25 protein-coding genes are annotated in these 23,231 nt (G+C 38.0%); 22 read left to right on the plus strand and 3 right to left on the minus strand.

All coding sequences use genetic code 11. The features are described 5' to 3' along the window. Positions 1-248: 248 nt before the first annotated feature. Together KEM10_RS02565 and KEM10_RS02570 are read left to right on the plus strand one after the other, a co-directional pair. Positions 249-2,096 (plus strand): 2-oxoacid:acceptor oxidoreductase subunit alpha, encoded by a 1,848-nt coding sequence (locus tag KEM10_RS02565; protein WP_212213088.1) that lies wholly within the window; start codon positions 249-251, stop codon positions 2,094-2,096. Positions 2,097-2,099: 3 nt separating this feature from the next. Further along, the gene (locus tag KEM10_RS02570; RefSeq protein WP_212213090.1) at positions 2,100-3,116 is read left to right on the plus strand and encodes a 2-oxoacid:ferredoxin oxidoreductase subunit beta; all 1,017 of its coding nucleotides are present in this window, start codon (positions 2,100-2,102) and stop codon (positions 3,114-3,116) included. 44 nt (positions 3,117-3,160) lie between these two features. On the opposite strand, the gene KEM10_RS02575 is transcribed toward KEM10_RS02570, so the two are convergent. Then, positions 3,161-3,847, minus strand: a complete 687-nt coding sequence (locus KEM10_RS02575) for a TetR/AcrR family transcriptional regulator (protein ID WP_212213094.1) — start codon at positions 3,845-3,847, stop codon at positions 3,161-3,163. Between the two features lie 156 nt (positions 3,848-4,003). Here KEM10_RS02575 and KEM10_RS02580 point away from each other — a divergent pair, with 156 nt between their 5' ends. From KEM10_RS02580 to KEM10_RS02670, 19 genes are all read left to right on the plus strand, one after another. Continuing rightward, positions 4,004-5,602, plus strand: coding sequence for a SulP family inorganic anion transporter (locus tag KEM10_RS02580; protein ID WP_212213097.1), 1,599 nt, complete (start codon positions 4,004-4,006; stop codon positions 5,600-5,602). A gap of 15 nt (positions 5,603-5,617) precedes the next feature. Continuing rightward, entirely contained in the window at positions 5,618-6,250 is a 633-nt protein-coding gene (locus KEM10_RS02585; protein ID WP_212213099.1) for a carbonic anhydrase family protein, read from the plus strand. A gap of 809 nt (positions 6,251-7,059) precedes the next feature. Continuing rightward, positions 7,060-8,475, plus strand: a complete 1,416-nt coding sequence (locus KEM10_RS02590; protein WP_212213101.1) for an anthranilate synthase component I family protein — start codon at positions 7,060-7,062, stop codon at positions 8,473-8,475. Between the two features lie 48 nt (positions 8,476-8,523). Beyond that, the gene (locus KEM10_RS02595) at positions 8,524-9,093 is read left to right on the plus strand and encodes an anthranilate synthase component II (RefSeq protein WP_212213103.1); all 570 of its coding nucleotides are present in this window, start codon (positions 8,524-8,526) and stop codon (positions 9,091-9,093) included. Positions 9,094-9,198: 105 nt separating this feature from the next. Next, positions 9,199-10,194: an anthranilate phosphoribosyltransferase gene (gene trpD / locus KEM10_RS02600; protein WP_212213105.1), complete on the plus strand. Its 996-nt coding sequence runs from the start codon at positions 9,199-9,201 to the stop codon at positions 10,192-10,194. A gap of 9 nt (positions 10,195-10,203) precedes the next feature. Then, positions 10,204-10,989, plus strand: a complete 786-nt coding sequence (trpC, locus tag KEM10_RS02605) for an indole-3-glycerol phosphate synthase TrpC (RefSeq protein WP_212213107.1) — start codon at positions 10,204-10,206, stop codon at positions 10,987-10,989. A gap of 36 nt (positions 10,990-11,025) precedes the next feature. Next, positions 11,026-11,649, plus strand: coding sequence for a phosphoribosylanthranilate isomerase (locus tag KEM10_RS02610; RefSeq protein WP_212213110.1), 624 nt, complete (start codon positions 11,026-11,028; stop codon positions 11,647-11,649). 273 nt (positions 11,650-11,922) lie between these two features. Then, entirely contained in the window at positions 11,923-13,116 is a 1,194-nt protein-coding gene (trpB, locus tag KEM10_RS02615) for a tryptophan synthase subunit beta (RefSeq protein WP_212213112.1), read from the plus strand. Positions 13,117-13,201: 85 nt separating this feature from the next. Next, entirely contained in the window at positions 13,202-13,984 is a 783-nt protein-coding gene (trpA, locus tag KEM10_RS02620) for a tryptophan synthase subunit alpha (RefSeq protein ID WP_212213115.1), read from the plus strand. 153 nt (positions 13,985-14,137) lie between these two features. Further along, positions 14,138-14,995 carry a formyltetrahydrofolate deformylase gene (gene purU, locus KEM10_RS02625; protein ID WP_212213118.1) on the plus strand — a complete coding sequence of 286 codons (858 nt, stop codon included), beginning with the start codon at positions 14,138-14,140 and terminating at the stop codon, positions 14,993-14,995. 18 nt (positions 14,996-15,013) lie between these two features. Beyond that, the gene (locus KEM10_RS02630; RefSeq protein WP_212213121.1) at positions 15,014-15,535 is read left to right on the plus strand and encodes a peroxiredoxin family protein; all 522 of its coding nucleotides are present in this window, start codon (positions 15,014-15,016) and stop codon (positions 15,533-15,535) included. A gap of 56 nt (positions 15,536-15,591) precedes the next feature. Beyond that, positions 15,592-15,942, plus strand: a complete 351-nt coding sequence (locus tag KEM10_RS02635; RefSeq protein WP_212213124.1) for a four helix bundle protein — start codon at positions 15,592-15,594, stop codon at positions 15,940-15,942. A gap of 1 nt (position 15,943) precedes the next feature. Further along, complete coding sequence (gene hisH / locus KEM10_RS02640) at positions 15,944-16,600, plus strand: imidazole glycerol phosphate synthase subunit HisH (RefSeq protein ID WP_212213127.1); 657 nt, start codon at positions 15,944-15,946, stop codon at positions 16,598-16,600. Positions 16,601-16,603: 3 nt separating this feature from the next. Further along, the gene (gene hisA, locus KEM10_RS02645; protein WP_212213129.1) at positions 16,604-17,329 is read left to right on the plus strand and encodes a 1-(5-phosphoribosyl)-5-[(5-phosphoribosylamino)methylideneamino]imidazole-4-carboxamide isomerase; all 726 of its coding nucleotides are present in this window, start codon (positions 16,604-16,606) and stop codon (positions 17,327-17,329) included. A gap of 56 nt (positions 17,330-17,385) precedes the next feature. Continuing rightward, complete coding sequence (locus KEM10_RS02650; protein WP_212213131.1) at positions 17,386-17,748, plus strand: four helix bundle protein; 363 nt, start codon at positions 17,386-17,388, stop codon at positions 17,746-17,748. A 41-nt stretch (positions 17,749-17,789) separates the two neighbouring features. After that, a complete protein-coding gene (gene hisF, locus KEM10_RS02655; RefSeq protein ID WP_212213133.1) occupies positions 17,790-18,548 on the plus strand; it encodes an imidazole glycerol phosphate synthase subunit HisF in 759 nt (252 codons plus the stop codon). Between the two features lie 41 nt (positions 18,549-18,589). After that, on the plus strand, positions 18,590-18,940 hold the full coding sequence (locus KEM10_RS02660; RefSeq protein ID WP_212213135.1) for a four helix bundle protein: 351 nt from the start codon (positions 18,590-18,592) through the stop codon (positions 18,938-18,940). A gap of 49 nt (positions 18,941-18,989) precedes the next feature. Continuing rightward, positions 18,990-19,589, plus strand: coding sequence for a bifunctional phosphoribosyl-AMP cyclohydrolase/phosphoribosyl-ATP diphosphatase HisIE (gene hisIE, locus KEM10_RS02665; RefSeq protein WP_212213137.1), 600 nt, complete (start codon positions 18,990-18,992; stop codon positions 19,587-19,589). A 79-nt stretch (positions 19,590-19,668) separates the two neighbouring features. Continuing rightward, entirely contained in the window at positions 19,669-20,208 is a 540-nt protein-coding gene (locus tag KEM10_RS02670) for an HD domain-containing protein (protein ID WP_212213140.1), read from the plus strand. A 265-nt stretch (positions 20,209-20,473) separates the two neighbouring features. Here KEM10_RS02670 and KEM10_RS02675 read toward each other — a convergent pair whose 3' ends face one another. Together KEM10_RS02675 and KEM10_RS02680 are read right to left on the minus strand one after the other, a co-directional pair. After that, complete coding sequence (locus tag KEM10_RS02675; RefSeq protein WP_212213143.1) at positions 20,474-20,806, minus strand: hypothetical protein; 333 nt, start codon at positions 20,804-20,806, stop codon at positions 20,474-20,476. Positions 20,807-20,812: 6 nt separating this feature from the next. After that, complete coding sequence (locus KEM10_RS02680) at positions 20,813-21,346, minus strand: DUF3124 domain-containing protein (RefSeq protein WP_212213145.1); 534 nt, start codon at positions 21,344-21,346, stop codon at positions 20,813-20,815. Positions 21,347-21,694: 348 nt separating this feature from the next. On the opposite strand from KEM10_RS02680, the gene KEM10_RS02685 reads away from it, so the two are divergent. After that, entirely contained in the window at positions 21,695-23,131 is a 1,437-nt protein-coding gene (locus KEM10_RS02685; RefSeq protein WP_212213147.1) for an MATE family efflux transporter, read from the plus strand. Positions 23,132-23,231 lie beyond the last annotated feature (100 nt).

A 23,231-nucleotide genomic window follows, 5' to 3' on the forward strand; every position in this document is an offset into this window, starting at 1 on the left:
GTTGCATTTCAATAAAAAAGAAAGAGGTATTAAGAATAAATGTTCAAAACCTGCTATACAACAGTTTATAAAAAGCGCTCGAATATGACAAAGGTCACTTAATGAAGAAGTGCTTATCAATACCTTTACTGTAAATTTTGTAAGAAATTAATGTATTTATAACTTAGATGAAGGCATTAATGTTATTACAAGGCGTGAGCATAACATTATAACAATAACCGAGTTACTTAAATCAGAACTTGTCGATCATGGGTAAAAGATCAAAAGTTATCGAAAAAGAAGAGGTAGTTGTAAGGTTTTCTGGCGATTCCGGTGACGGAATGCAGCTAACCGGAACATTATTTTCCTACACTTCTGCAATTTTTGGAAATGACATTTCCACGTTCCCCGATTATCCTGCTGAGATCAGGGCTCCACAAGGAACCATTAGCGGCGTATCAGGATTTCAAATTCATTTTGGGCATTCAGAGGTTTACACACCAGGCGATTATTGCGATGTTCTGGTGGCTATGAATCCGGCGGCTTTAAAAGCAAATGCCAAATGGATGAAACCCGGGGGAACCATCATACTGGATGTTGACAGCTGTGATGAGAAAAATTTAGTCAAAGCCGGATATCATACTGATGATCCTATAATTGAAGACAAATTAGGGGATTATCATATTGTAAAGGCTCCCATTACCACTTTAACCAAAGAGAGTTTAAAGGATATGGGCCTTGATAATAAGAGTATCCTGCGAAGCAAAAATATGTATGCTTTAGGATTGGTTTATTGGGTCTTCGATCGCCCATTGGGTCATACAAAAGAATATATTCAAAAGAAGTTTAAAAAGAATCCTTTAATTGTTGAAGCCAATTTAAAGGTATTGGATGATGGGTATAACTATGGTAATATAATACAGGCAGTTACACCTTCGTATCATATTCATCCGGCAGATATAAAGAAAGGTAAATATCGTAACTTAAGCGGTAATACAGCCGTTGCCTGGGGTTTTCTGGCTGCTGCAGAAAAAAGTAATCTGAAGTTGTTTTTAGGTTCATATCCTATTACTCCAGCTACCGAAATATTACAGGAGTTAAGTGCTCGTAAAGATTTGGGCGTTAAAGTATTTCAGGCAGAAGATGAAATTGCCGGTATTTGTACAGCAATAGGAGCCAGTTTTGCTGGTAGTCTTGCCATCACAACCACTTCAGGACCCGGTTTAGCGCTAAAAGGTGAAGCCATTGGTTTGGCAGTGATGGCTGAACTTCCAATTGTTATTGTAAATGTGCAGCGTGGAGGACCGTCAACAGGTTTGCCCACAAAGACAGAGCAGTCTGATTTAATGCAGGCTTTATATGGACGTAATGGAGAAAGTCCGGTGGTAGTTATTGCAGCAAGCTCTCCGACCAATAGTTTTGATTATGCTTTTTATGCGGCCAAGGTAGCAGTAGAGCATATGACACCAGTTATTTTACTAACCGACGGATTTATTGCCAACGGTACTCAACCATGGTTAATTCCGGATTTGGCTGATTGGCCCGAAATTAATGTGCCTAAGGTAGATGAAGGGATGAAAGATTGGAATGCGTATCAACGCGATCCGGAATCACTGTCACGTTACTGGGCAACTCCCGGTACTAAAGGGTTTGAACATCGTTTGGGTGGGTTAGAGAAAGATGCTGTAACAGGAGCTGTTTCTCATGATGCCATGAATCATCAGAAAATGGTTGAAATACGAGAAGAGAAAGTGCAACGTGTAGCTAATCATATTCCGGAACTGGAAGTGATAGGTGAAGATGATGCAGAACTTTTAATCGTAGGTTGGGGTGGTACTTTTGGACACCTTTTTACTGCATATGAGGAATTAACGCATGAAGGCCATCATGTTGCATTGGCGCATTTCAATTATATCAAACCTCTTCCTTTAAATACCTATGATGTATTAAAAAGGTATAAGAAGATTGTGGTTTGTGAATTAAATATGGGCCAGTTTGCCAATTATCTTACAATGAATTTTCCTGATTTGGAATACAAGAAATTTAATAAGATACAAGGGCAACCGTTTACGGTGGTTGAATTAAAAGAACATTTTAAATCATTGCTGGAGGAATAGATGATGTCAGTAGAAAATCAATTAAAGTTTACCGATTTTAAAAGCGATCAGAGTGTTAAATGGTGCCCGGGATGTGGTGATCATGCAATTCTGAATTCTGTTCAAAAAGCAATGGCTAATCTTGGATATTCCAATGAAGATGTTGCAGTTATATCTGGTATTGGATGTTCATCCCGATTTCCTTATTACATGGAAACGTATGGCTTTCATACCATTCATGGTCGTGGTTCGGCTATTGCCTCAGGAGTTAAAGTTGCCAATCCTAAACTAAAGGTTTGGCAAATTACGGGTGATGGTGATGCACTGGCTATTGGAGGTAATCACTTTATTCATACCATTCGACGTAATGTTGATTTGAATGTGATTCTTTTTAATAACCAGATTTATGGATTGACAAAAGGACAATATTCACCTACTTCAAAACGGGGTTTTATCTCTAAAACATCACCTTTCGGAACAGTTGAATCACCTTTCCGTCCAGGTGAATTGTGTATAGGTGCGCGTGGCCATTTCTTTGCCCGTTGCATTGATAAAGATTTAAAACACTCTGTGGAAATGATGGAGGAAGCTGCCGGTCATCAGGGGACTTCAATAATTGAAGTTTTACAAAACTGTGTAATCTATAACGATAAAACACACAATGCAATAACCGATAAAGCGCATTCCGAAGATCGGACCATCAAACTGGAACATGGCAAGCCCATGATTTTTGGTAAGGAAAAAAATAAAGGATTGCTGTTGGATGGTTTGAACCTAAAAGTTGTGACCATTGGCGAAAACGGAGTTACTGAAGGTGATATTTTGGTACATGATGCTCATTGTGAAGATACAACTTTACACCTGAAGCTGGCTGATATGGAGTATCCCGACTTTCCTGTTGCACTGGGCGTGATTAGAGCAGTAAAAGCACCGGTTTATGATCAGTGTGTGGAAACACAGCTGGAGGAGGTGCAGGAAATAAGTAAGATTAAATCTTTTAATGATTTGATACACTCGGGTGATACCTGGGATGTTGAATAAACGACAGAATGAACACCTGTCTTATAGCCGTGATAATTAATTTATCACGGCTTTTCATTGTTCAATAGTTTTGATACAAAATGGCATAACATTTCCTTAACCGGGCTGTAATCTTCGTCTGATATTTTAATGTCTGTCAGTCGGGGCAGGTGAACTGCAAAAAAACTATGGTTGTTTGCCATTTCAATCAGGTTACTGGCTAATGCATGTGGATACTTAAATTGCGGATCTACCTCTTCAATTACTTTTGCAATTTTCTCCGATAATTCTTTAAAATTTATAAAGAAACCATCTTTGTTATCCTTATCCACTGCTTTGGTATGATAGGCTTTAGCTCCTTCGGCAATCACCAATCTTTGCAAAATACTTTCGTTGACATACTCAATGGCCGGATTTTCGCGATAGGCTTCAACCAGGGTATCAATAATGATGTTTAGTTTTTTTCTACTTGATTCAATATTGAGCGTATTGATGTCAATTAAGTAGCTTAACCATTCCCAGTACCACGAAACCAAATATATAAGTAATAGATGTTTATTTTCGAAATAGCGGTAAATAGAGGCCTCAGTTGATTTGATTTTACCTGCCAGTTTCTTAAAAGTAAATGATTCAAAACCTATCTCATCTATCAGAAGGATGCTGTTTTTTATTATTTTCTGTCCCAAAGGGGTTTCCTGAGGATCTCTCAGGTATAGCTTTGGATTAAGGCTTATTTTAATTCCTATCGACATTCGGATTGTATGTTTAAAGCAAAAATAATCTTTTCTGCAAAACAAAATTGATAATGGAGCGTTAAAGTAAAGTGTTCTTGAGTAATAGTAATACTATCATTATAGATAGTATTAGTTAGTATTCTCTAATCCATTGAATCAGTGAAATTATAGTCTATGAAAGAAAAAAAGAATGTCAGTTTACTGGGCAGCTTAAAACAGGATTTTCCTGCTTCAATAGTTGTGTTCCTTGTTGCAGTGCCTCTGTGTTTAGGTATTGCCTTAGCTTCCGGAGCTCCCTTGTTTTCAGGAATCATTTCAGGAATTATTGGTGGAATTGTGGTAGGAGCCATTAGTGGTTCTCAGTTAGGTGTAAGTGGGCCTGCAGCAGGTTTGGCTGTTATTGTTCTATCCGCCATAAGTGAGTTAGGAGCTTTTGAAACGTTTCTTTTAGCGGTAGTTATTAGTGGTATCATTCAAGTTGTTTTAGGATTTGCCAAGGCAGGAATAATAGGTTACTACTTTCCGTCTTCGGTGATTAAAGGGATGTTATCTGGTATTGGTATCATTATTATCCTCAAACAAATACCTCATGCCTTTGGGTATGATAAAGATTTTGAAGGAAGTTTAGCCTTTGTACAACCCGATGGACACAATACGCTTACCGAGTTATATCATATGCTGGGAGCGATTAGTCCCGGTGCTGTTATTATTACTATCGTTTCAATGATTGTGCTGATACTATGGGAGCGTCCGTTTATGAAGCGCATTCGATTATTTAATATTATCCAGGGACCTTTAGTAGTTGTAATATTCGGTATTATTCTCAATCTTATTTTCTCTGGTTCTGAATCGTTCGCATTACGCGCAGAACAAGTGGTAGCCATTCCGGTTGCTGAAAGTTTCACTGGATTTTTGGGTCAATTTACCTTCCCCGATTTCAGCCAATGGTTGAATAAAGATATTTGGATTATTGGTGCAACTATTGCCATAGTTGCCAGTCTTGAAACCCTACTTTGTTTGGAAGCGACCGATAAGTTGGATCCCCATAAAAGAATTACCCCTGTTAATTTGGAATTGAAAGCACAGGGAATAGGTAATATTTTATCAGGTTTAGTAGGAGGATTACCAATTACACAAGTAATTGTTCGTAGTTCAACCAACATACAATCAGGCGGACAGACAAAGATGTCAGCCATTTTTCATGGTGTCATCATGTTAATTAGTGCAATGGCTATTCCAAAAATTCTGAATTTAATCCCCTTGGCCAGTCTGGCAGCTATACTTTTTGTAGTGGGGTATAAATTAGCCAAACCTGTTGTTTTTAAGCAAATGTATAAGCTGGGTAAAGAGCATTTTGCTCCTTTCATGGTTACCATAGTTGGTATCATTTTTACCGATTTGCTAATTGGTATCATCATGGGATTGGTTGTAGCTGTAATGTACATTCTTTATAACAATTTCAAAAAGCCATTTTTGGTTGAGTCGGAAGATGACCTGAAAAATGGAGTCATCCATTTGAGTCTGGCGCAGGATGTTACTTTTATCAATAAGGCCAGTATTATGAATACCCTTAGCGAAATACCCAATGGAGCAAAAGTTGTGATAGATGCTTCTAAATCCATCAATATCGATCAGGATGTAATTGAAATCATCAGAGAGTTTGAAACAAACGCTGAGTACAGAGATATTGATCTTACCATTAAGAAGCGGGAGAAAAGAGGCGTTAGTAATCAACGACGAATTGTAGAATCGGCATTAAGTATGAGTAATTAATTAAATCCCAATGTTATGAATAATTTAATGACACAAACCAAAAATTCGCAGTCGCAGATTAGTTCTGCAGAGGCCCTTAAAATGTTGATTGATGGAAACAGGCGATTTGTTGAGAGCAATGTATTGAACCGTGATTTTATACAACAGATTAATGAAACATCGGATGCTCAGTACCCGTTTGCTGCAATTGTAAGTTGCATCGACTCACGTATACCAACAGAAATTGTTTTTGATCAGGGAATTGGTGATGTTTTCAATGTTAGAATTGCAGGTAATATTGTGAATGAAGATATTTTAGGTAGTCTTGAATTTGCCTGTAAAATAAGTGGATCGAAGTTAATAGTTGTGATGGGCCACACAAACTGTGGCGCCATTAAAGGTGCGTGCGATGATGCCCAACTGGGTAATTTATCTGTTTTGCTTAAGAAAATAAAACCAGCAGTAGATAGTATTCACACCAACTTTGGTGTTGACCGTAGTTCCGAGAATCTCACATTTGTAAATAAAGTTGCAGAAAAAAATGTAGAAATAACTATCCAAAAACTACTGGATGACAGTAAAGTATTGAAAGAGTTATACGAGAGTGGAGAGATTGATATTGTAGGAGCCATGTATGATGTAAATACCGGAAAAGTGAAATTTTCATAGTTTTCTCATTATTATATAGTAGCCATAATAATAGTGTTTTAGGTTGATTGAAAAAGCTTGTGGTTAATACTGCAGGCTTTTTGGTTTTTTACGCTTTTATAGCCACAATTACATATTGCAAACAAAAGAATTGGTGATGGACAATAACTTTTGAGATTATTAAAGTAATATGATGGAACATTTTGCTTAGCGAGCAACTATTTCACTTAGGATTGTAACAATTTTACATAGGCGAGAAAGATATTTATTAGAGCGAGTCGTAAATAAACCCAGGCGAGGCACAAATATGATAGAGCGAGCTAAGCTCGCCTACCTATATACATAGCTCGCTTAAGTAAATAGGCAGCTCGCCTGATCAAAAACATAGCTCGCCAATATAAAAATTACACTCGCCTTATTATATTAGTGCTATAATTTTTAATTCTGATGCAATTCGTTACTAATATCCAGAGTTCGACAGTAATTTTAGGTTCATAACAGAGATTGATCTATATCATAAAAATGCATTTGTGAATGATATTTTATCATTAAATTGCAGCTCTAATAATGAATTTAAAAGTTTTTTGAGGTGCTTCGGATAAAAATGGAATCGATTGTTTGGAATATTCAAAATATATTTCTCATATTTGCATCTCAACAACAAGGAAATAATGAATTTGATTACAAAAAATACAGGCTGGTGGCACCATTTAATACTTTCAACAAGGAGTTGAGGGCCATAGCCGTATACAGTATAACGAACACAAGAAGGCTTACCTAACTCCAGGTAAGCCTTCTTTTTTTTAATTAAATTGTGAAAAACTAAACCAATGGAACTTAAAAATATAACATGCAAAGCAACTCCCATACCGGCCAATGTAGCTGATGTTACCACCCCGGTTAGCTTGTACCTGAAATTGCGCGATGAATATCCTAATACTATCTTATTAGAGAGTAGTGATTATCACGGAAATACCAATTCCATGTCATTTATTTGCTTTAATCCAACCTACGATTTTATTGCAGATAAAGGCAAAGTTTTATTAGGTGAGGCGCATAAAGAGCTGGAGAGCATTACCATTGATAAGGATAATAATGTACCGCAGTTGCTGGATGAATTTATTAAGAGTTTCAAGGTGAGGATGGACGATTGCCCGGTTAAAGTGAATGGTTTATTCGGATACACAACCTTTGATGCGGTGCAATATTTCGATACTTTGGATTTTGAGTCTCCTGTTTTAGATGCGCATAAAATTCCTGAAATGCGCTACACTTTTTACAAGTATATTATTGCATTTAACCACTTTAGTAATCAGTTGTATTTGATCGAAAACCTAAACGAAGGTGAAGAATCGGCTGCCAACGAATTGATTGATACTTTTTATAACAGAGCTATACCGGCTTTCAACTTCGAACCAGCGAATAACGAAACTTCGAACCTGACCAACGAAGAATACATGGCGATGGTGACCAAAGGAAAAGAACACTGCTTTAGAGGTGACGTTTTCCAGATTGTGTTATCGCGTCAGTTCAAACAATCGTTTAAAGGCGATGAATTTAATGTATACCGTGCCTTACGAAACATTAATCCATCGCCTTATTTATTTTATTTCGATTACGGATCGTATAAGATATTCGGGTCGTCGCCTGAGGCTCAATTAGTGATTCAAAACAATGAGGCAACTATCAATCCTATTGCAGGAACGTTCAAACGTACCGGTGATGATGTGAAAGATCAGGAATTGGCCATTAAGCTAAGTGAGGATGAAAAGGAAAATGCCGAACATGTGATGTTGGTTGATCTGGCCCGAAACGATTTAAGTCGCAACTGCGAGAAGGTAAAAGTAAATACGTATAAAGAGGTTCAGTATTACTCGCATGTGTTGCATTTGGTGTCGGATGTAAGCGGACAGCTTCAGGAAGGATCCATTGCTGCTCGTGTGATGGCTGATACTTTTCCTGCAGGTACTTTATCCGGTGCTCCTAAATACAAGGCTATGCAGTTGATTGATTCCATCGAAAATCAAAATCGTGGTTATTACGGCGGTTGCATCGGTAATATTGGTCTTGACGGAAGCTTTAATCAAGCAATTATGATTCGCTCGTTTCTGAGTAAAAACAATACACTTTTCTACCAGGCCGGTGCTGGTGTAGTAAGCGAATCAAAAGAAGAAAACGAGTTGGCTGAAGTCAATAATAAACTCGGAGCATTGAAAAAAGCCATTGAAATGGCACAAGATTTTTAATTGAATAACTAAGCTAAGCAGTAAAGCAGAAGCATTAAGCAATATATTATGAAGATTCTGATTCTGGATAATTACGATTCGTTTACATACAATCTGGTCCATTACGTTGAGGAGATTTTGAATGAGAAGGTGGATGTTTACCGTAATGATGAAATATCAATTGCAGAGATTGCCAACTATGATAAGATTCTGTTATCGCCCGGCCCGGGTATTCCTGATGAAGCGGGTATATTAAAAGAGCTGATTAAAACATATATGTCAACTAAAAGTATTTTGGGCGTGTGTTTAGGTTGTCAGGCTATTGGTGAGGTTTGTGGCGGAAGTATTCGCAATCTGAATAAGGTGTATCACGGTGTGGCTACTAAGGTGAAAGTTACCAGTCGCGATGAGTATTTGTTCGACTCCATTCCCGATGAGTTTATGGCAGGAAGATATCATAGCTGGGTGGTGAACGAAGAAGATTTACCGGCAGAGCTGACCATTACCTCGCGCGATGAAGAAGGACAGATAATGGGGGTATGTCATAAAGAATATGATGTGCGGGGAGTTCAGTTTCACCCGGAATCGGTATTAACTGAGAACGGAAAACAAATGATTCGTAACTGGTTGAAAAAATAGTGATAGAGTGCATAGTGCCAGGTGATAAGTGCCTCTATGCACCATGCACTGATCACTAAGCACTTTTTAATCAAGCCTAAAAACTAACGAACTAATTTTAAACCAATGATTAAAACCATATTAAAAGAGTTACTCAACTATAAAACATTATCGCGTAGTCAGGCCAAAGAAATGTTGGTGAATATTGCTGCCGAAAGATATAATCAGTCGGAGGTGGTTACCTTCCTTACGGTGTTTATGATGCGCCCTGTTACGGTTGATGAGCTTTCGGGATTCAGAGATGCTTTATTGGAGCTGTGTCACAGAGTTGATCTTTCGGAGTTTAACACTATTGATATGTGCGGTACTGGTGGCGATGGTAAAAATACCTTTAATGTTTCCACTCTTTCGTCATTGATTGTTGCCGGAGCAGGTGCTAAAGTAGCCAAGCATGGTAACTATGGTGTTTCTTCTTCATGCGGATCATCCAATGTGATGGAACATTTGGGCTATCAGTTTACATCGGAAGAAGATAAATTGAAAGAGCAGCTTGATAAAGCCAATATTTGTTTCTTGCATGCACCTATGTTTCACCCTGCCATGAAAGCTGTCGGACCTATTCGCAGAGAGTTGGGGCTAAAAACGTTCTTTAATATGTTGGGACCTCTGGTGAATCCATCCTTTCCACAGAATCAGCTGGTAGGTGTTTTTAGTCTGGAGCTAGCGCGGATCTATCAATACATATTTCAACAAGGCAACAAGAATTATAGCATAATTCATTCATTGGATGGTTACGATGAAATATCATTGACCGGCGACTTTAAAGCTATCACGCAAGATGGCGAACAGTTGTATTCACCTAATGACTTTGGAATGGAAGCGGTTAAGCCGGAAGATATCTTTGGTGGAGATACGGTGCCGGAAGCTGCTGATATCTTTGTTAAAGTGTTGGAAGGTAACGGAACCAAGGCTCAGAATAGCGTAGTGATTGCCAATGCCGCATCGGCTCTTCAATGTTATTATCCCGAAAGAAGTCTGGAGCAGTGTATCGAGGATGCCAAAAAATCTTTAAGTGATGGTAAAGCTGCCGAAGTATTGTCAACCCTGTTGAGCCTGTCATAAATTTGTACAATGAATATTCTTGATAAAATAATAATAAGAAAGAAGGAAGAAGTAGTAGCTGCCAAAGCTAAAGTTTCGATAGAAGCATTGAAACAGTCAGAGGCTTTTGGCCTGAAGGTTCCTTCTTTAAAAGCCTATTTGACTGATCCAACTAAATCGGGAGTGATTACCGAGTTTAAGCGTCAGTCGCCATCGAAAGGGCTTATTAACGGAACGGCTCAGGTAAAAGATGTCGTTACCGCCTACGAAAAAGCAGGAGCATCAGCATTGTCTGTTCTAACCGATACCGATTTTTTTGGAGGAACATTTGAGGACTTGAAGGAAGCCCGATCGGTTACTACCATTCCCATCCTGAGAAAAGATTTTATGGTGGATCCGTATCAGATGTACGAAGCCAAATCAATAGGAGCAAGCGCCATTTTATTGATTGCCGCTTGTCTTTCAAATCAACAGGCAGAAGAACTGGGAGCAGCCGCTCATGAATTAGGCTTGGAGGTACTGATGGAGCTACACGCCGAAAGCGAATTGGAACGGCTAAATGAATATGTTGATGTAGTTGGAATCAACAACCGTAACCTGAAAACATTTGAGGTGAATCTAAAGCATTCGGTTGCTTTGGCTCAGCAATTACCTAAAGATAAAATTCGTATTTCGGAGAGTGGGATTCACTCAGCTGATGATGTGTTTTACTTGCGCGAGAATGGGTTTAATGGTTTTCTGATTGGCGAAAACTTCATGAAGACCAATGATCCGGGTCAGGCTTGTATCGATTTCTGTAACGCCATTAAACGATAAACCATGATCCATCTGCCCCAAATAAAAATCTGCGGAATGCGCAATTCTGATAATATAAGGGAGGTATTGAAGCTGTTGCCGGATTATCTTGGGTTTATCTTTTATCCTAAATCGCCTCGCTTTGTAACAGAATACCCAACTGTAGATTTTCCGTCCACGGTTAAAAAAGTGGGTGTATTTGTAAATGCATCGGAGCGCGAGATACGTGAGAAAAGAGTCAGTTTTGGGTTGGATGTTCTGCAGCTTCATGGTGATGAGTCACCTGAGTTGTGCCATATATTAAAGCAGAGTGGAGTTGAAATTATTAAAGTATTCAGGGTAGATGAGAATTTTGATTTTGAATTACCCCGTAAGTATGAAGACTTTGTTGATTACTTTTTGTTTGATACAGCAACCAAAGAATATGGTGGCAGTGGCAAGAAGTTCGACTGGCGCTTGTTGAAAGATTATAATAATGCCCGCCCTATCTTTTTAAGTGGAGGCATTGGGCCTGATGATGCAGCCTCTATTTTGGAGATAGAGGGTCTCAATATAAAAGCTATCGATATCAACAGTTGTTTTGAAATTGAGCCTGCTTTAAAAGATGTTGAAAAGCTAAAATTGTTTATTTCTGAACTAAGAAAGGGGATGAAGGAAACGATAGATTTGAAAAGCGGATAAGTATTGGTTCGGCCTCATTAGGGATGATAGATGAGGTGATGAAGAGCTTTTGAAAGACCGGGAAGCAGAGAACTTGTTCGAAGATTACCCGGCCGCACTTAAGCTCTTCGAAAATCAGAAATCATCGCTAATGCAGCCTTGATTTTCTTTGTTTCGTTTCTTGTATCAAGACAAGAAATGAAAAGCCCAGCGGCTAGAGCGAAACGAAATTATCAGGGGGTAAATAATCGGAAATAGGAGAAAAATTAGTTAAGATCGATTAAGAAATTCACTATGAGTGATAAAAGTAAATATCAAGTTGACGAAAATGGGATGTACGGTCGTTTTGGCGGAGCGTTTATCCCTGAGATGTTGCAACCTAATATCGATAATCTGAAGAAGGTTTATCTCGATATTATCAATTCTGAAGCGTTTCAGAAAGAGTACAAATCATTGTTGAAGGATTATGTAGGGCGTCCATCACCACTATACCTTGCCAAGCGACTTTCAGAGAAATACGGTACAAATGTTTACCTAAAGCGCGAGGATCTAAATCACACGGGAGCTCACAAAATCAACAATACTGTGGGGCAGATTTTGATTGCCAAACATATGGGTAAAGAGCGTATTATAGCCGAAACAGGAGCAGGACAGCATGGAGTGGCAACAGCTACAGCTTGTGCTTTGATGGGCTTAAAATGCGTGGTTTATATGGGCGAAGTAGACATTAAACGCCAGGCGCCAAATGTTGCCCGTATGAAGATGTTGGGCGCTGAAGTAAAAGCAGCGCAATCGGGTAGTAAAACCCTAAAAGATGCGACCAACGAGGCAATGCGCGATTGGATCTGTAATCCGGAAGATACTTTTTATTTGATTGGTTCGGTGGTTGGTCCGCATCCTTATCCTGATATGGTAGCCCGGTTGCAGGCTATCATAAGTGAGGAGATTGCTTGGCAGATTAAAGAAAAAACGGATAAAGAATATCCTGATTATGTGATTGCCTGTGTGGGAGGTGGTAGTAATGCCGCCGGATCGTTCTATCATTTTCTGGATGATGAGCGGGTTAAATTAGTTGCTGTAGAAGCTTCCGGTATGGGAGTCTCTTCAGGCGAAACAGCTGCAACCATAGCCATGGGCGATTTGGGGGTTATTCATGGGAGTAAAACCTTTCTGATGCAAAGTGATGATGGTCAGATTACAGAACCTTATTCGATCTCTGCAGGTTTGGATTATCCGGGAATTGGACCGATCCATGCCCATCTTCACGATACCAAAAGAGCCACTATCATTTCGGCAACCGATCAGGAAGCTTTGGATTCAGCATTGGAATTAACCCAGCTGGAAGGCATCATTCCTGCATTGGAGTCGTCGCATGCACTGGCTGCTTTGGGTAAGATGAAATTCAAACCCGATGATGCCGTTGTGATCACTATCTCAGGTCGTGGTGACAAAGATATGGAGACTTATATGAACCGATTTGGCTTTTAATTGTGATGAGTGAAAGTTAAAGTGGTTGTGCGAGCTGTAAATAAACTAATGTCTACTGACTTAAAACTAATCAACTAAGATTAACATGAACAGAATACAAAAACTCTTACAAGAGAAAAAAGATATATTTTCGGCCTATTTCACTGCTGGTTATCCTCACTTGGAAGATACGATGCCTGTTTTGGAAGCTTTGCAGGAAGCAGGAACCGATTTGGTTGAGTTAGGAATGCCTTTTTCCGATCCTTTGGCAGATGGACCAACCATCCAAAAAAGTAGTGAGGATGCATTGGAGAATGGGATGAGCATCAAAAAGCTTTTTGAGCAAATAAAAGATATGCGTAAAACCATTGATATGCCTATCGTTCTGATGGGATATTTCAATCCTGTTTTTAAATATGGTGTTGAGGCTTTTGTTGCTAAATGTAAAGAAGTAGGTGTGGATGGGGTGATTCTTCCAGATCTTCCATTTGATGAATACAACGATAAGTATCAACAACTTTTTGAAGATGCTAATATTTCAAACATCTTTTTAATCACGCCACAAACTCCTGATGAGCGTATTAAATTGATAGATGCCAATAGTAATGGATTTATCTATATGGTTTCGTCAGCTGCGGTAACAGGAGCTAAAAGTGGTTTGTCGGATCAACAGTTAGCATATTTCAACCGGGTTAATAATTTGGGATTATCAACTCCAAGAATTATTGGTTTTGGTATCAGTAATAAAGAAACATTTACCACAGCCTGTAAATATGCATCGGGTGCTATTGTGGGAAGCGCCTTTGTAAAGCTATTAGCCGAAAAAGGAGCCGATAAAGTGTCAATCAACGATTTTGTAAAAGGTATAAAAGATACCTCTGAAAAATAGATTTGAATCATAATATATAACTAGTGAATTAAGTTAGTTGAGATATTAATATCAAAGTCAATTATGAATTTTAAGCGGCATGTAAATAAACTACTGCCTACTGACTAAAAACTAACACACTATTTTAATGAACAACTAAACAATAGAATTTAAATGAGAGAAACGGCTATTCTACGGATACATTGCCCTGATCAAAGAGGAATTGTAGCGAAAGTAACAGATTTTATTCATCGTTACAACGGTAATGTGGTGTATCTCGATCAGCATACTGATTATAGTGAGGATCGTTTTTTTATGCGTGTGGAATGGGATTTGGAAGGATTTGAGATTCCAACGGAACAGATTAAAGATGTGATTCAAGAGAAATTGGCTTGGCCAATGGAAATGGTCTGGTCATTGAAATTCTCGCATCAGGTGCCACGCATGGCTATTTTTGTAAGCCGTTCGTCCCACTGTTTATATGATTTACTGGCTCGTTATAGTGCAGGTGAATTAAATGTTGAGATCCCTTTAATTATCAGTAATCATAAAGATCTGGAGAAAGTAGCGAAACAATTCGGGCTACCCTATTATTATCTTCCCGTAACAAAAGATACCAAGGAAGAAGTTGAGAAAGAACAGATTCGTTTGTTGGAAGAGAATAAAGTTGATTTTATTGTGTTGGCGCGTTACATGCAGATTCTTTCATCTGAATTTAATGAGTTATATCCTAATCGAATCATCAATATTCACCACTCTTTCTTACCTGCTTTTGCCGGAGCTAAGCCATACCATGCAGCCCATTCAAGAGGTGTGAAAATTATTGGAGCGACCGGTCATTATGTAACATCTGATTTAGATGCAGGACCTATCATCGAACAGGATGTAACGCGAATCACGCATCATGATACCGTTCAGACTTTGGTTCAAAAAGGTAAGGACATTGAAAAAATTGTGCTTTCAAAAGCTGTTCAGGCACATGTTGATCGCAAAACGCTGGTATATAAAAACAAAACAATCATCTTTGCTTAATACTAAAATATTCCAACGATGAAGAAAAGTATTTTATCATTCTTATTATCTGTCTTTTGTATTTCTCTATTTGCTCAGTCATCGCCTGATGACAGAGGTTATATTGTTAAAGTTGGGGATAAAGCACCTGATTTTGAAATGGAATTAACTGATGGTACAAAAGTAAAGCTGTCCGACCTGAAAGGACAGGTGGTAATGCTTCAGTTTACTGCCAGTTGGTGTGGTGTTTGCCGAAAAGAGATGCCGCATATCGAAAAGCAAATCTGGCAGGCCTATAAGGATAAAGGATTGAAACTTTATGGCATTGATCGCGATGAACCTGTGAAAAAAGCTTTGGAATTAAAGAATGATACCAAAGTGACTTATGATATGGGATTAGATCCCGGAGCTGATATTTTTGGTCTTTATGCTGATAAAAAAGCGGGTGTTACTCGTAATGTGCTGATTGATCGTGATGGGAAAATAATTTTCCTGACCAGGCTTTTTAATGAGGATGAGTTTGGTGAGTTGGTTGATAAGATTGGGGCGGAGTTGAAATAAGTCCGTAGAAGAAAGTCCGAAGTCCGATATGAAATACTAACTCAAATCTACATATTATGAAGTCATTTAGAGAATTGATGGTTTGGCAGAAGTCGATCGATTTTGTTACAGAAGTGTATGATATCACAACTGTTTTTCCTGAAGAAGAGAAATTTGGTCTAACAAATCAAATTAGAAGAGCCTCTGTTTCTATTCCATCGAATATAGCTGAAGGGTATGGTAGAAAATCAGACGGTGACTTTTCAAGGTTTCTTTCCATTGCAATTGGTTCAAATTACGAAGTGCAAACTCAGTTGGAAATTGCGAAGAACGTGGGGTACCTAACAATAGATGATTTAAACAAAGCTATTGACAAGCTGGAAGAGATTGATAAAATGCTTAAGGGATTAAAAGCAAAATTGAAATAATATGAATGAAAATTCAGAAAAACATACTTCGGACTCCGAACTTGGAGCTTCGGACTCTCAAAAAATCGTTATTATAAAATACAATGCCGGTAATATCCGATCTGTTTTAAATGCATTAAACAGATTGGGATATGAGGCTGAGATATCGGCAGATCCAGAAGTAATTAAAAGTGCAGATAAGGTTATTTTTCCCGGTGTTGGGGAAGCTAGTACAACCATGAAATATCTTAGAGAAACAGGTCTGGATGATTTGATTGTAAATCTGAAGCAACCTGTTTTTGGAATCTGTTTAGGTATGCAATTAATGTGTAGTTGGTCAGAAGAAGGAGATGTTGACTGTCTGGGTATCTTCGATGAAAAAGTGCGTAAGTTTCAGTTGCCAGAAGGAAATCCTGATAACATTAAAATTCCGCACATGGGTTGGAACTCTATCTATAATGTGAATAGTGCACTGTTTGATGATTCTTTGGAAAACGAGTTTGTGTATTTCGTGCATAGTTTTTATGTGGCTAAAGGACCTGATACAGCTGCAACAACCAAATACATAATTGAGTATAGCTCGGCTCTTCAAAAGGATAATTTTTATGCAACACAGTTCCATCCTGAGAAAAGTGGATCGGTTGGGGAGCGTATTTTGTCAAATTTCTTAAGTCTGTAAAAAATGGGGAAGATAGATATTATACCTGCTATTGATATTATTGAAGGCAAATGTGTTCGATTGAGTCAGGGTGATTACGCAAGCAAAAAGGTTTATAACGAAGATCCATTGGAAGTAGCTCGTGAGTTTGAAGATAATGGCATTCAGCGTTTGCATGTAGTAGATTTGGATGGAGCTAAAGCCGGACACATCATCAACTATAAAACGCTCGAGAATATAGCTGGCAAAACAAACCTGGTGGTTGATTTTGGTGGTGGTTTGAAAACCACTGAAGATCTAAGAATTGCTTTTGAATGCGGAGCACAGATGATTACCGGAGGTAGTATCGCGGTTAAAAATCGTCCTGAATTTGAGGGATGGATTGAGCAATATGGAAGCGAGAAAATTATCCTGGGAGCGGATGCTAAAGACAATAGAATAGCAGTAACAGGTTGGATTGAAGAAACCGATCAGGAACTGATACCATTCATAAAGGATTATTCAGCAAAGGGGATTCAAAAAGTCATTTGTACTGATATTAGTAAAGATGGTATGCTGCAAGGTCCTGCCATTGATTTATACAAAGATATACTGGCCGAAATTCCTGATTTGTATCTTGTAGCCAGTGGAGGAGTTAGTAATATCGAAGATATAGAGAAGCTAGCCGAAGCCAATGTGCCTGCAGTTATTTTTGGTAAAGCAATTTATGAGGGACGAATTGGGTTGAAAGAGTTGCAAAGATTTCTTTAAATAGGCAGAAGAATGTAAGGCAGAAGGCAGTAGATGATGTAACTAAACTTAAGAATATGAAAACGTATAGAGATTTAATTGTTTGGCAAAAAGGTATGGATCTGGTTGAGGATACTTATAAGCTGACAAAACATTTTCCTGCTGAAGAATTATATTGTTTGACTCAACAAGTTCGAAGATGCGTAATATCAATTCCTTCAAATATCGCTGAAGGATATGGAAGAAATCACACAAAGGATTACATACGTTTCCTACAGATATCTTCTGGATCGCTTTATGAGCTTCAAACACAAATTGAGATCGCTTTACGTTTAGAATATATTGTCAAGGAAGATTTTGATAAAGTGAACAATTTATCTATCGAGATTGAGAAGATGTTATCAAGTTTAATATATAAACTTAAGCAGTCATCTAAATAACTTCTGCCCTCTGCCTGTCGAACTTAAAACTTAAAAAAAACATGCTTGCAAAACGTATTATACCATGCCTCGATATAAAAAACGGACAAACCGTTAAAGGGGTAAAGTTTGTAGAAATTAAAGAAGTTGGAGACCCTGTTGAGTTGGGTGCATTGTATGCTGAACAAGGAGCTGATGAATTGGTTTTTCTTGATATCACTGCCAGTCACGAAGGGCGCAAGACTTTTGTTGATCTGGTAAAGCGTATTGCTCGTAATATTAATATCCCGTTTACCGTTGGTGGCGGAATAAGTGAGTTGAGCGATGCTGATGCACTTTTAAATGCTGGGGCAGATAAGATTTCCATTAATTCCTCAGCTGTGCGAAATCCGCAATTGATTGATGATCTGGCAAAGAATTTTGGAAGTCAGTTTGTGGTGGCAGCCATTGATGCCAAACATGATCAGGGAGATGACTGGATTGTTACAGTAAACGGTGGACGTATACCAACAGAAAAGAAACTTTTTCCATGGGCTAAGGAAGCTGAAGATCGAGGTGCAGGTGAGATTCTTTTTACCAGTATGGATCATGATGGAGTGAAAACAGGTTTCGCGAATGAAGCTTTGGCTAAACTAAGTGATGACTTGTCTATTCCAATTATTGCTTCGGGTGGAGCAGGCGCAATGGAACACTTTAAAGATGTTTTTACATTGGGTAAAGCTGATGCAGGACTTGCAGCTAGTATTTTTCACTTTAAAGAGATTCCGATACCTGACTTGAAGAGGTATTTGAATGGGGAGGGGATTCCGATAAGATTATGAAATAGCTGCTAGCTTCTGGCTACTAGCTGTTAGCTTTTTTTATGAAAAACTACAAGCAACTTAAAATTTGGCAAAAGGGGATTGAGATTGTTAAAGCAACTTATGATTTAACAGCTCAGTTACCAGATATCGAAAAGTTTAATTTGGTATCTCAGATGAACAGGTGTTCTGTTTCAATTCCTTCTAATATAGCTGAAGGAAGTAGCAGAAGAAGTGATAAGGATTATCATCGATATGTTGAAATTGCACTTGGTAGTTGTTTTGAATTAGATACACAATTGGAAATTGTTAAATTACAGTATTCACACTTAGAGGAGTTTGTTAAAATATTAGAGAATTTAATTGAAGAAGAAGCTAAAATGCTGCAATCCTTCATGAAAAAATTAAAGTAATACATAGCTAGTAGCCAGCAGCTAGTAGCTAATAGCTAAAAGGTAAAACATGAAAATAGATTTTCAAAAACTGGGAAACGGCCTTGTGCCGGCAATTATTCAGGATAATACCACCAACAAAGTATTGATGTTGGGATTTATGAATGAAGAAGCCTACGAAAAAACAAAGGAGGAAAGAAAAGTTACTTTTTATAGCCGAACCAAAGAACGTCTTTGGACAAAAGGTGAAGAGTCAGGTAACTTTTTGAATGTGGTTTCGATAGCTGTTGACTGTGATGATGATACTTTGTTGATCAAAGTAAACCCAGTTGGACCAGTTTGTCATAAAGGAACAGATACTTGTTGGGAAGAGGAAAATAAGCAAGATGATTTATTGTTCCTGAAGACCTTACAGGACTTTATTGATAAGCGTAAAGAAGAAATGCCAGAAGGCTCGTACACCACTCATTTATTCAATAAAGGTATTCGCAAGATAACTCAAAAAGTAGGTGAAGAAGCCATAGAAACAGTGATTGGAGCCATGGCAAATGATGATGAGAATTTTCTATATGAAGGTGCTGATCTTCTTTATCACTTGATTGTATTGCTTACTTACAAAGGCTATCGTATCGAAGATTTAGCTCGCGAGTTAAAGAGTAGACACAAATAAAATGTAGCTTGTTAGTTTTTAGTCAGTAGAGAGTAGTATATACTATAAACTACTGACCACTGACTTTTCAACTAATCGCATGAATCCACAAGAAATAATAGATAAATACTATCAACCTGGCAGTCCGTTGTGGACTGTTTTGGTTGAACATAGTATGGCTGTTACCAAAATGGCATTGTCAATTGCTCAGAATCATCCTGAGTTAAAAACCGATATTCAATTTATTAAAGAGGCCTCCATGCTTCATGATATTGGGATCTTCTATACCAATGCCCCCGATTTGCATTGTGTTGGAGATAAGCCTTATATCTGTCATGGATATATGGGCCGTGAATTATTGAAAAAAGAAGGGTATACTTTACATGCTTTAGTTTGTGAACGACATACCGGAACCGGATTGTCTGTTGAAGATATCAAATCTCAAAATTTACCTTTACCACTTCGAGACATGAGGCCTCAATCTATTGAAGAACAAATCATTTGTTTTGCTGATAAATTCTTCAGTAAGAGCGGAAATCTTATGCAACCCAAAAGCGTTGAAAAAATACGTAAATCAATGGCTAAACACGGGCAGAAGCAGGTTGATCAGTTCGATCGATGGTGTGAACAGTTTTTGTAAAGGTTGTATTTAATCTTGATACATGTTGGCCTCATTGGAGATATGGAGTTTTTTGAAGTTGAACATTAGTAAGACTGGGAAGCTGAGAACTTGTTCGAAGATCACCCAGCCGCACTTAGGTTCAACAAATAAAAAAGACAAATCTCCAATGCAGCCTTGATTTTCTTTGTTTCGTTTCTTGTATCAAGACAAGAAATGAAAAGCCTCCGCGGCTGGAGCGGTTAATAATATACTTAGTTATACGGGAACTGAATGAGAAAGAATGTTAGTGAATAAAATTAAAAGTTTCATCAAACCATCTTCCTACAAAAGGAATGTATCTGAATCGTCCTTGAATGGCTGCCAACAAACCCATCAGCCATAGAATAAAGACTGCAAAACCTAATATCCCGCCAAAAAATCCTAAGTAAAGAACCGATAAGAAATATTGTACAGATGATAAGGCAAAGGCTATGAGGTTTATACCAAGAGCCTGACGAAGGTGAAAGCGGGCAATCTCACTTTGAGGTCTTTCACTTTGTCGCATGATAAGTGCAATAATCCACCCAAGTAGGGTAATGTAGCTTACTATAGCAATGGTTTTGCTTTGATCGTTCATAATAGGTTAAGGTTCTATGGTTTTTGAATCAATAATTTTTCCTTCGGTTATAAATGACAGCCCCTGTTGACCACTGGTGTTTATCATTAAGGCTTGTGTCAATAGTGAACTTTTCTCTTTTTCGCCACCCCACTTAACTATAAAGTTGGCTCCTGTATCTCCCGTATAGGTTGTTTTATTAATTACCAGTTCATATGATTGTAGCGGATGAAGTTGAAGCATTTTCGAGTCTTCGATGTGTTTTTTCTTTAAATTACCTTCGCTATTGTAATAATCAAGTGTGTAAACACTAATAGTATCTGTTAAGCTTGTGTTTCGCATACTTAATGTAATTGTCAGCGGAAATAGTCTTGATTGGTCAAGATGATACACATCGGTATAAACGGGCACATATATGGTTTCGGTATACGTTGTTTTGTCAAACGAAACTTCAGTTAAGTCATCAATGCTAAAATGTAATTTTCTATCAATTTTTTTGTTGCTTTCACATGCTGTCAACAATAAAAGCAAAGCACCGAATATTCCTATACACTTCATCATAGCCCATGTAATTTATTGAAGCAAAATACAAAAACTTTCATTTATTTTCATTTTAGGTATTGCCTTATTTATTTTTTTACACAATCTTTGCTCTATCGTGAAAACAATGAGATACATATCGTTTCAACTGGCCAATTGCGTCAACTATAACTTCTAGTTAGGTCGGTCTCATTGTAGTATTTATTCAATTTTTCAAACAAATTTTAATTAAAGGAGGATTTACCATGAGGACACATGTTGTTTATCAGATTGCTGTACCCGTATGTTGGGGTTTTAACAATTCAGAAAAAGGATTTATGAAGAGAGTATCAAGCTCAAAATTCAGATTTAAACAAAAATTAAAACACGATGGCTAGGCAAAATATCAGTATATTATCAAGGAAATTAAAGGAAAGAAGTTTGAGTAGCATTTGGAAAGATTTCAAAGAAGCTTTTGGTGGATCGGAGCAGGATTACACTAAAATTCCTTTAGGAAAGGCTGTGTTTTTATTGGCTGTTCCAATGGTGCTCGAAATGATTATGGAATCGGTTTTTGCCGTAGTTGATATCTATTTCGTTGGTCGATTAGGTGCCGACGCAGTAGCAACTGTAGGTATTACCGAAAGTATATTAACGGTTATTTATGCCATCTCGTTTGGATTGAGTATGGCAACAACCGCATTGGTTTCCCGCCGTATCGGCGAGAAGAAAGGTGATGAGGCGGGCCACGAAGGATTACAAGCTATTATTACAGGTATAGTTGTGTCCCTTTTGATTGCCATTCCAGGAATGGTTTTCGCTAAAGATCTTCTGCATTTGATGGGGGCTTCTGAGAATATTGTTGAGGAACTCTCTTCGTATACCAGTATCATGTTTGGCGGTAACCTGGTTATCATGCTTCTGTTTATTAACAATGCTATATTCCGTGGAGCAGGCGATGCCAATATTGCTATGTGGGTTCTTTGGATTGCGAACGGATTGAATATGATTCTCGATCCATTATTGATATTCGGTATTGGACCATTCCCTGAGATGGGAATTGCAGGAGCTGCTGTGGCTACTAATATCGGTAGAGGAATTGCTGTAATTGTGCAACTATTTTTATTATTCAGAGGAAAAGGACGTGTTAGTCTTAAAGGAATACCTTTGATAATTGAATGGAAACGCATTCGTCATTTAATAAGTATTTCTTTGGGTGGCATTGCGCAGTCATTAATTGCCACTTCCAGCTGGATTTTTATGGTACGCATTATTTCCAATTTTGGAAGTGAAGTGTTAGCCGGTTATACCATCGGAATTAGAATCATCATTTTTACCTTGCTTCCATCGTGGGGCTTGAGTAATGCCGCATCAACATTGGTTGGTCAGAATTTGGGAGCACGCGAACCAGAAAGAGCTGAAAAAGCTGTTTGGGGTGTGGCACGTATTAATGTTATTTTTCTTGGAGTACTGAGCGTATTGTTTATTGCATTTCCTGGATGGTTTGTAAGGTTATTTACCGATGAGGTTGAGGTGGTAAATTCAGGTATAGAATGTCTGCGAATTGTGGCATATGGCTTTACTTTTTATGGAGTAGGAATGGTAATGATTCAGGCTTTTAATGGAGCTGGTGATACCCGAACACCAACACGTATTAATGTTTTTGCTTTCTGGTTGATTGAAATACCATTGGCTTATTTATTGGCTATGACAGTTAAAATGGAACAAACAGGAGTTTTTTATGCCATCATTATTGCAGAATCGAGCATGACTATCATTGCAGCCTGGTTATTTAAAAGGGGGCGATGGAAGAAACAGGAGGTATAATTAGCTAACAAATATCCTTATTTGTGTCATTTTTTAAAGCTAGTTTTGAAATAGAATAGTTGTTGTTTAACAGTAGGCAGAAAATTGATTTCTATAAGTT

The sequence above is a fragment of the Carboxylicivirga linearis genome (assembly GCF_018271995.1).
Lineage (GTDB): Bacteria > Bacteroidota > Bacteroidia > Bacteroidales > Marinilabiliaceae > Carboxylicivirga > Carboxylicivirga linearis.

Bases quoted from the DNA above. Each gene is read 5' to 3' on its own strand.
- KEM10_RS02565 (WP_212213088.1), top strand. From the start codon at position 249: ATGGGTAAAAGATCAAAAGTTATCGAAAAAGAAGAGGTAGTTGTAAGG.
- KEM10_RS02570 (WP_212213090.1), top strand. From the start codon at position 2,100: ATGTCAGTAGAAAATCAATTAAAGTTTACCGATTTTAAAAGCGATCAG.
- KEM10_RS02575 (WP_212213094.1), bottom strand. From the start codon at position 3,847: ATGTCGATAGGAATTAAAATAAGCCTTAATCCAAAGCTATACCTGAGA.
- KEM10_RS02580 (WP_212213097.1), top strand. From the start codon at position 4,004: ATGAAAGAAAAAAAGAATGTCAGTTTACTGGGCAGCTTAAAACAGGAT.
- KEM10_RS02585 (WP_212213099.1), top strand. From the start codon at position 5,618: ATGAATAATTTAATGACACAAACCAAAAATTCGCAGTCGCAGATTAGT.
- KEM10_RS02590 (WP_212213101.1), top strand. From the start codon at position 7,060: ATGGAACTTAAAAATATAACATGCAAAGCAACTCCCATACCGGCCAAT.
- KEM10_RS02595 (WP_212213103.1), top strand. From the start codon at position 8,524: ATGAAGATTCTGATTCTGGATAATTACGATTCGTTTACATACAATCTG.
- trpD (WP_212213105.1), top strand. From the start codon at position 9,199: ATGATTAAAACCATATTAAAAGAGTTACTCAACTATAAAACATTATCG.
- trpC (WP_212213107.1), top strand. From the start codon at position 10,204: ATGAATATTCTTGATAAAATAATAATAAGAAAGAAGGAAGAAGTAGTA.
- KEM10_RS02610 (WP_212213110.1), top strand. From the start codon at position 11,026: ATGCGCAATTCTGATAATATAAGGGAGGTATTGAAGCTGTTGCCGGAT.
- trpB (WP_212213112.1), top strand. From the start codon at position 11,923: ATGAGTGATAAAAGTAAATATCAAGTTGACGAAAATGGGATGTACGGT.
- trpA (WP_212213115.1), top strand. From the start codon at position 13,202: ATGAACAGAATACAAAAACTCTTACAAGAGAAAAAAGATATATTTTCG.
- purU (WP_212213118.1), top strand. From the start codon at position 14,138: ATGAGAGAAACGGCTATTCTACGGATACATTGCCCTGATCAAAGAGGA.
- KEM10_RS02630 (WP_212213121.1), top strand. From the start codon at position 15,014: ATGAAGAAAAGTATTTTATCATTCTTATTATCTGTCTTTTGTATTTCT.
- KEM10_RS02635 (WP_212213124.1), top strand. From the start codon at position 15,592: ATGAAGTCATTTAGAGAATTGATGGTTTGGCAGAAGTCGATCGATTTT.
- hisH (WP_212213127.1), top strand. From the start codon at position 15,944: ATGAATGAAAATTCAGAAAAACATACTTCGGACTCCGAACTTGGAGCT.
- hisA (WP_212213129.1), top strand. From the start codon at position 16,604: ATGGGGAAGATAGATATTATACCTGCTATTGATATTATTGAAGGCAAA.
- KEM10_RS02650 (WP_212213131.1), top strand. From the start codon at position 17,386: ATGAAAACGTATAGAGATTTAATTGTTTGGCAAAAAGGTATGGATCTG.
- hisF (WP_212213133.1), top strand. From the start codon at position 17,790: ATGCTTGCAAAACGTATTATACCATGCCTCGATATAAAAAACGGACAA.
- KEM10_RS02660 (WP_212213135.1), top strand. From the start codon at position 18,590: ATGAAAAACTACAAGCAACTTAAAATTTGGCAAAAGGGGATTGAGATT.
- hisIE (WP_212213137.1), top strand. From the start codon at position 18,990: ATGAAAATAGATTTTCAAAAACTGGGAAACGGCCTTGTGCCGGCAATT.
- KEM10_RS02670 (WP_212213140.1), top strand. From the start codon at position 19,669: ATGAATCCACAAGAAATAATAGATAAATACTATCAACCTGGCAGTCCG.
- KEM10_RS02675 (WP_212213143.1), bottom strand. From the start codon at position 20,806: ATGAACGATCAAAGCAAAACCATTGCTATAGTAAGCTACATTACCCTA.
- KEM10_RS02680 (WP_212213145.1), bottom strand. From the start codon at position 21,346: ATGATGAAGTGTATAGGAATATTCGGTGCTTTGCTTTTATTGTTGACA.
- KEM10_RS02685 (WP_212213147.1), top strand. From the start codon at position 21,695: ATGGCTAGGCAAAATATCAGTATATTATCAAGGAAATTAAAGGAAAGA.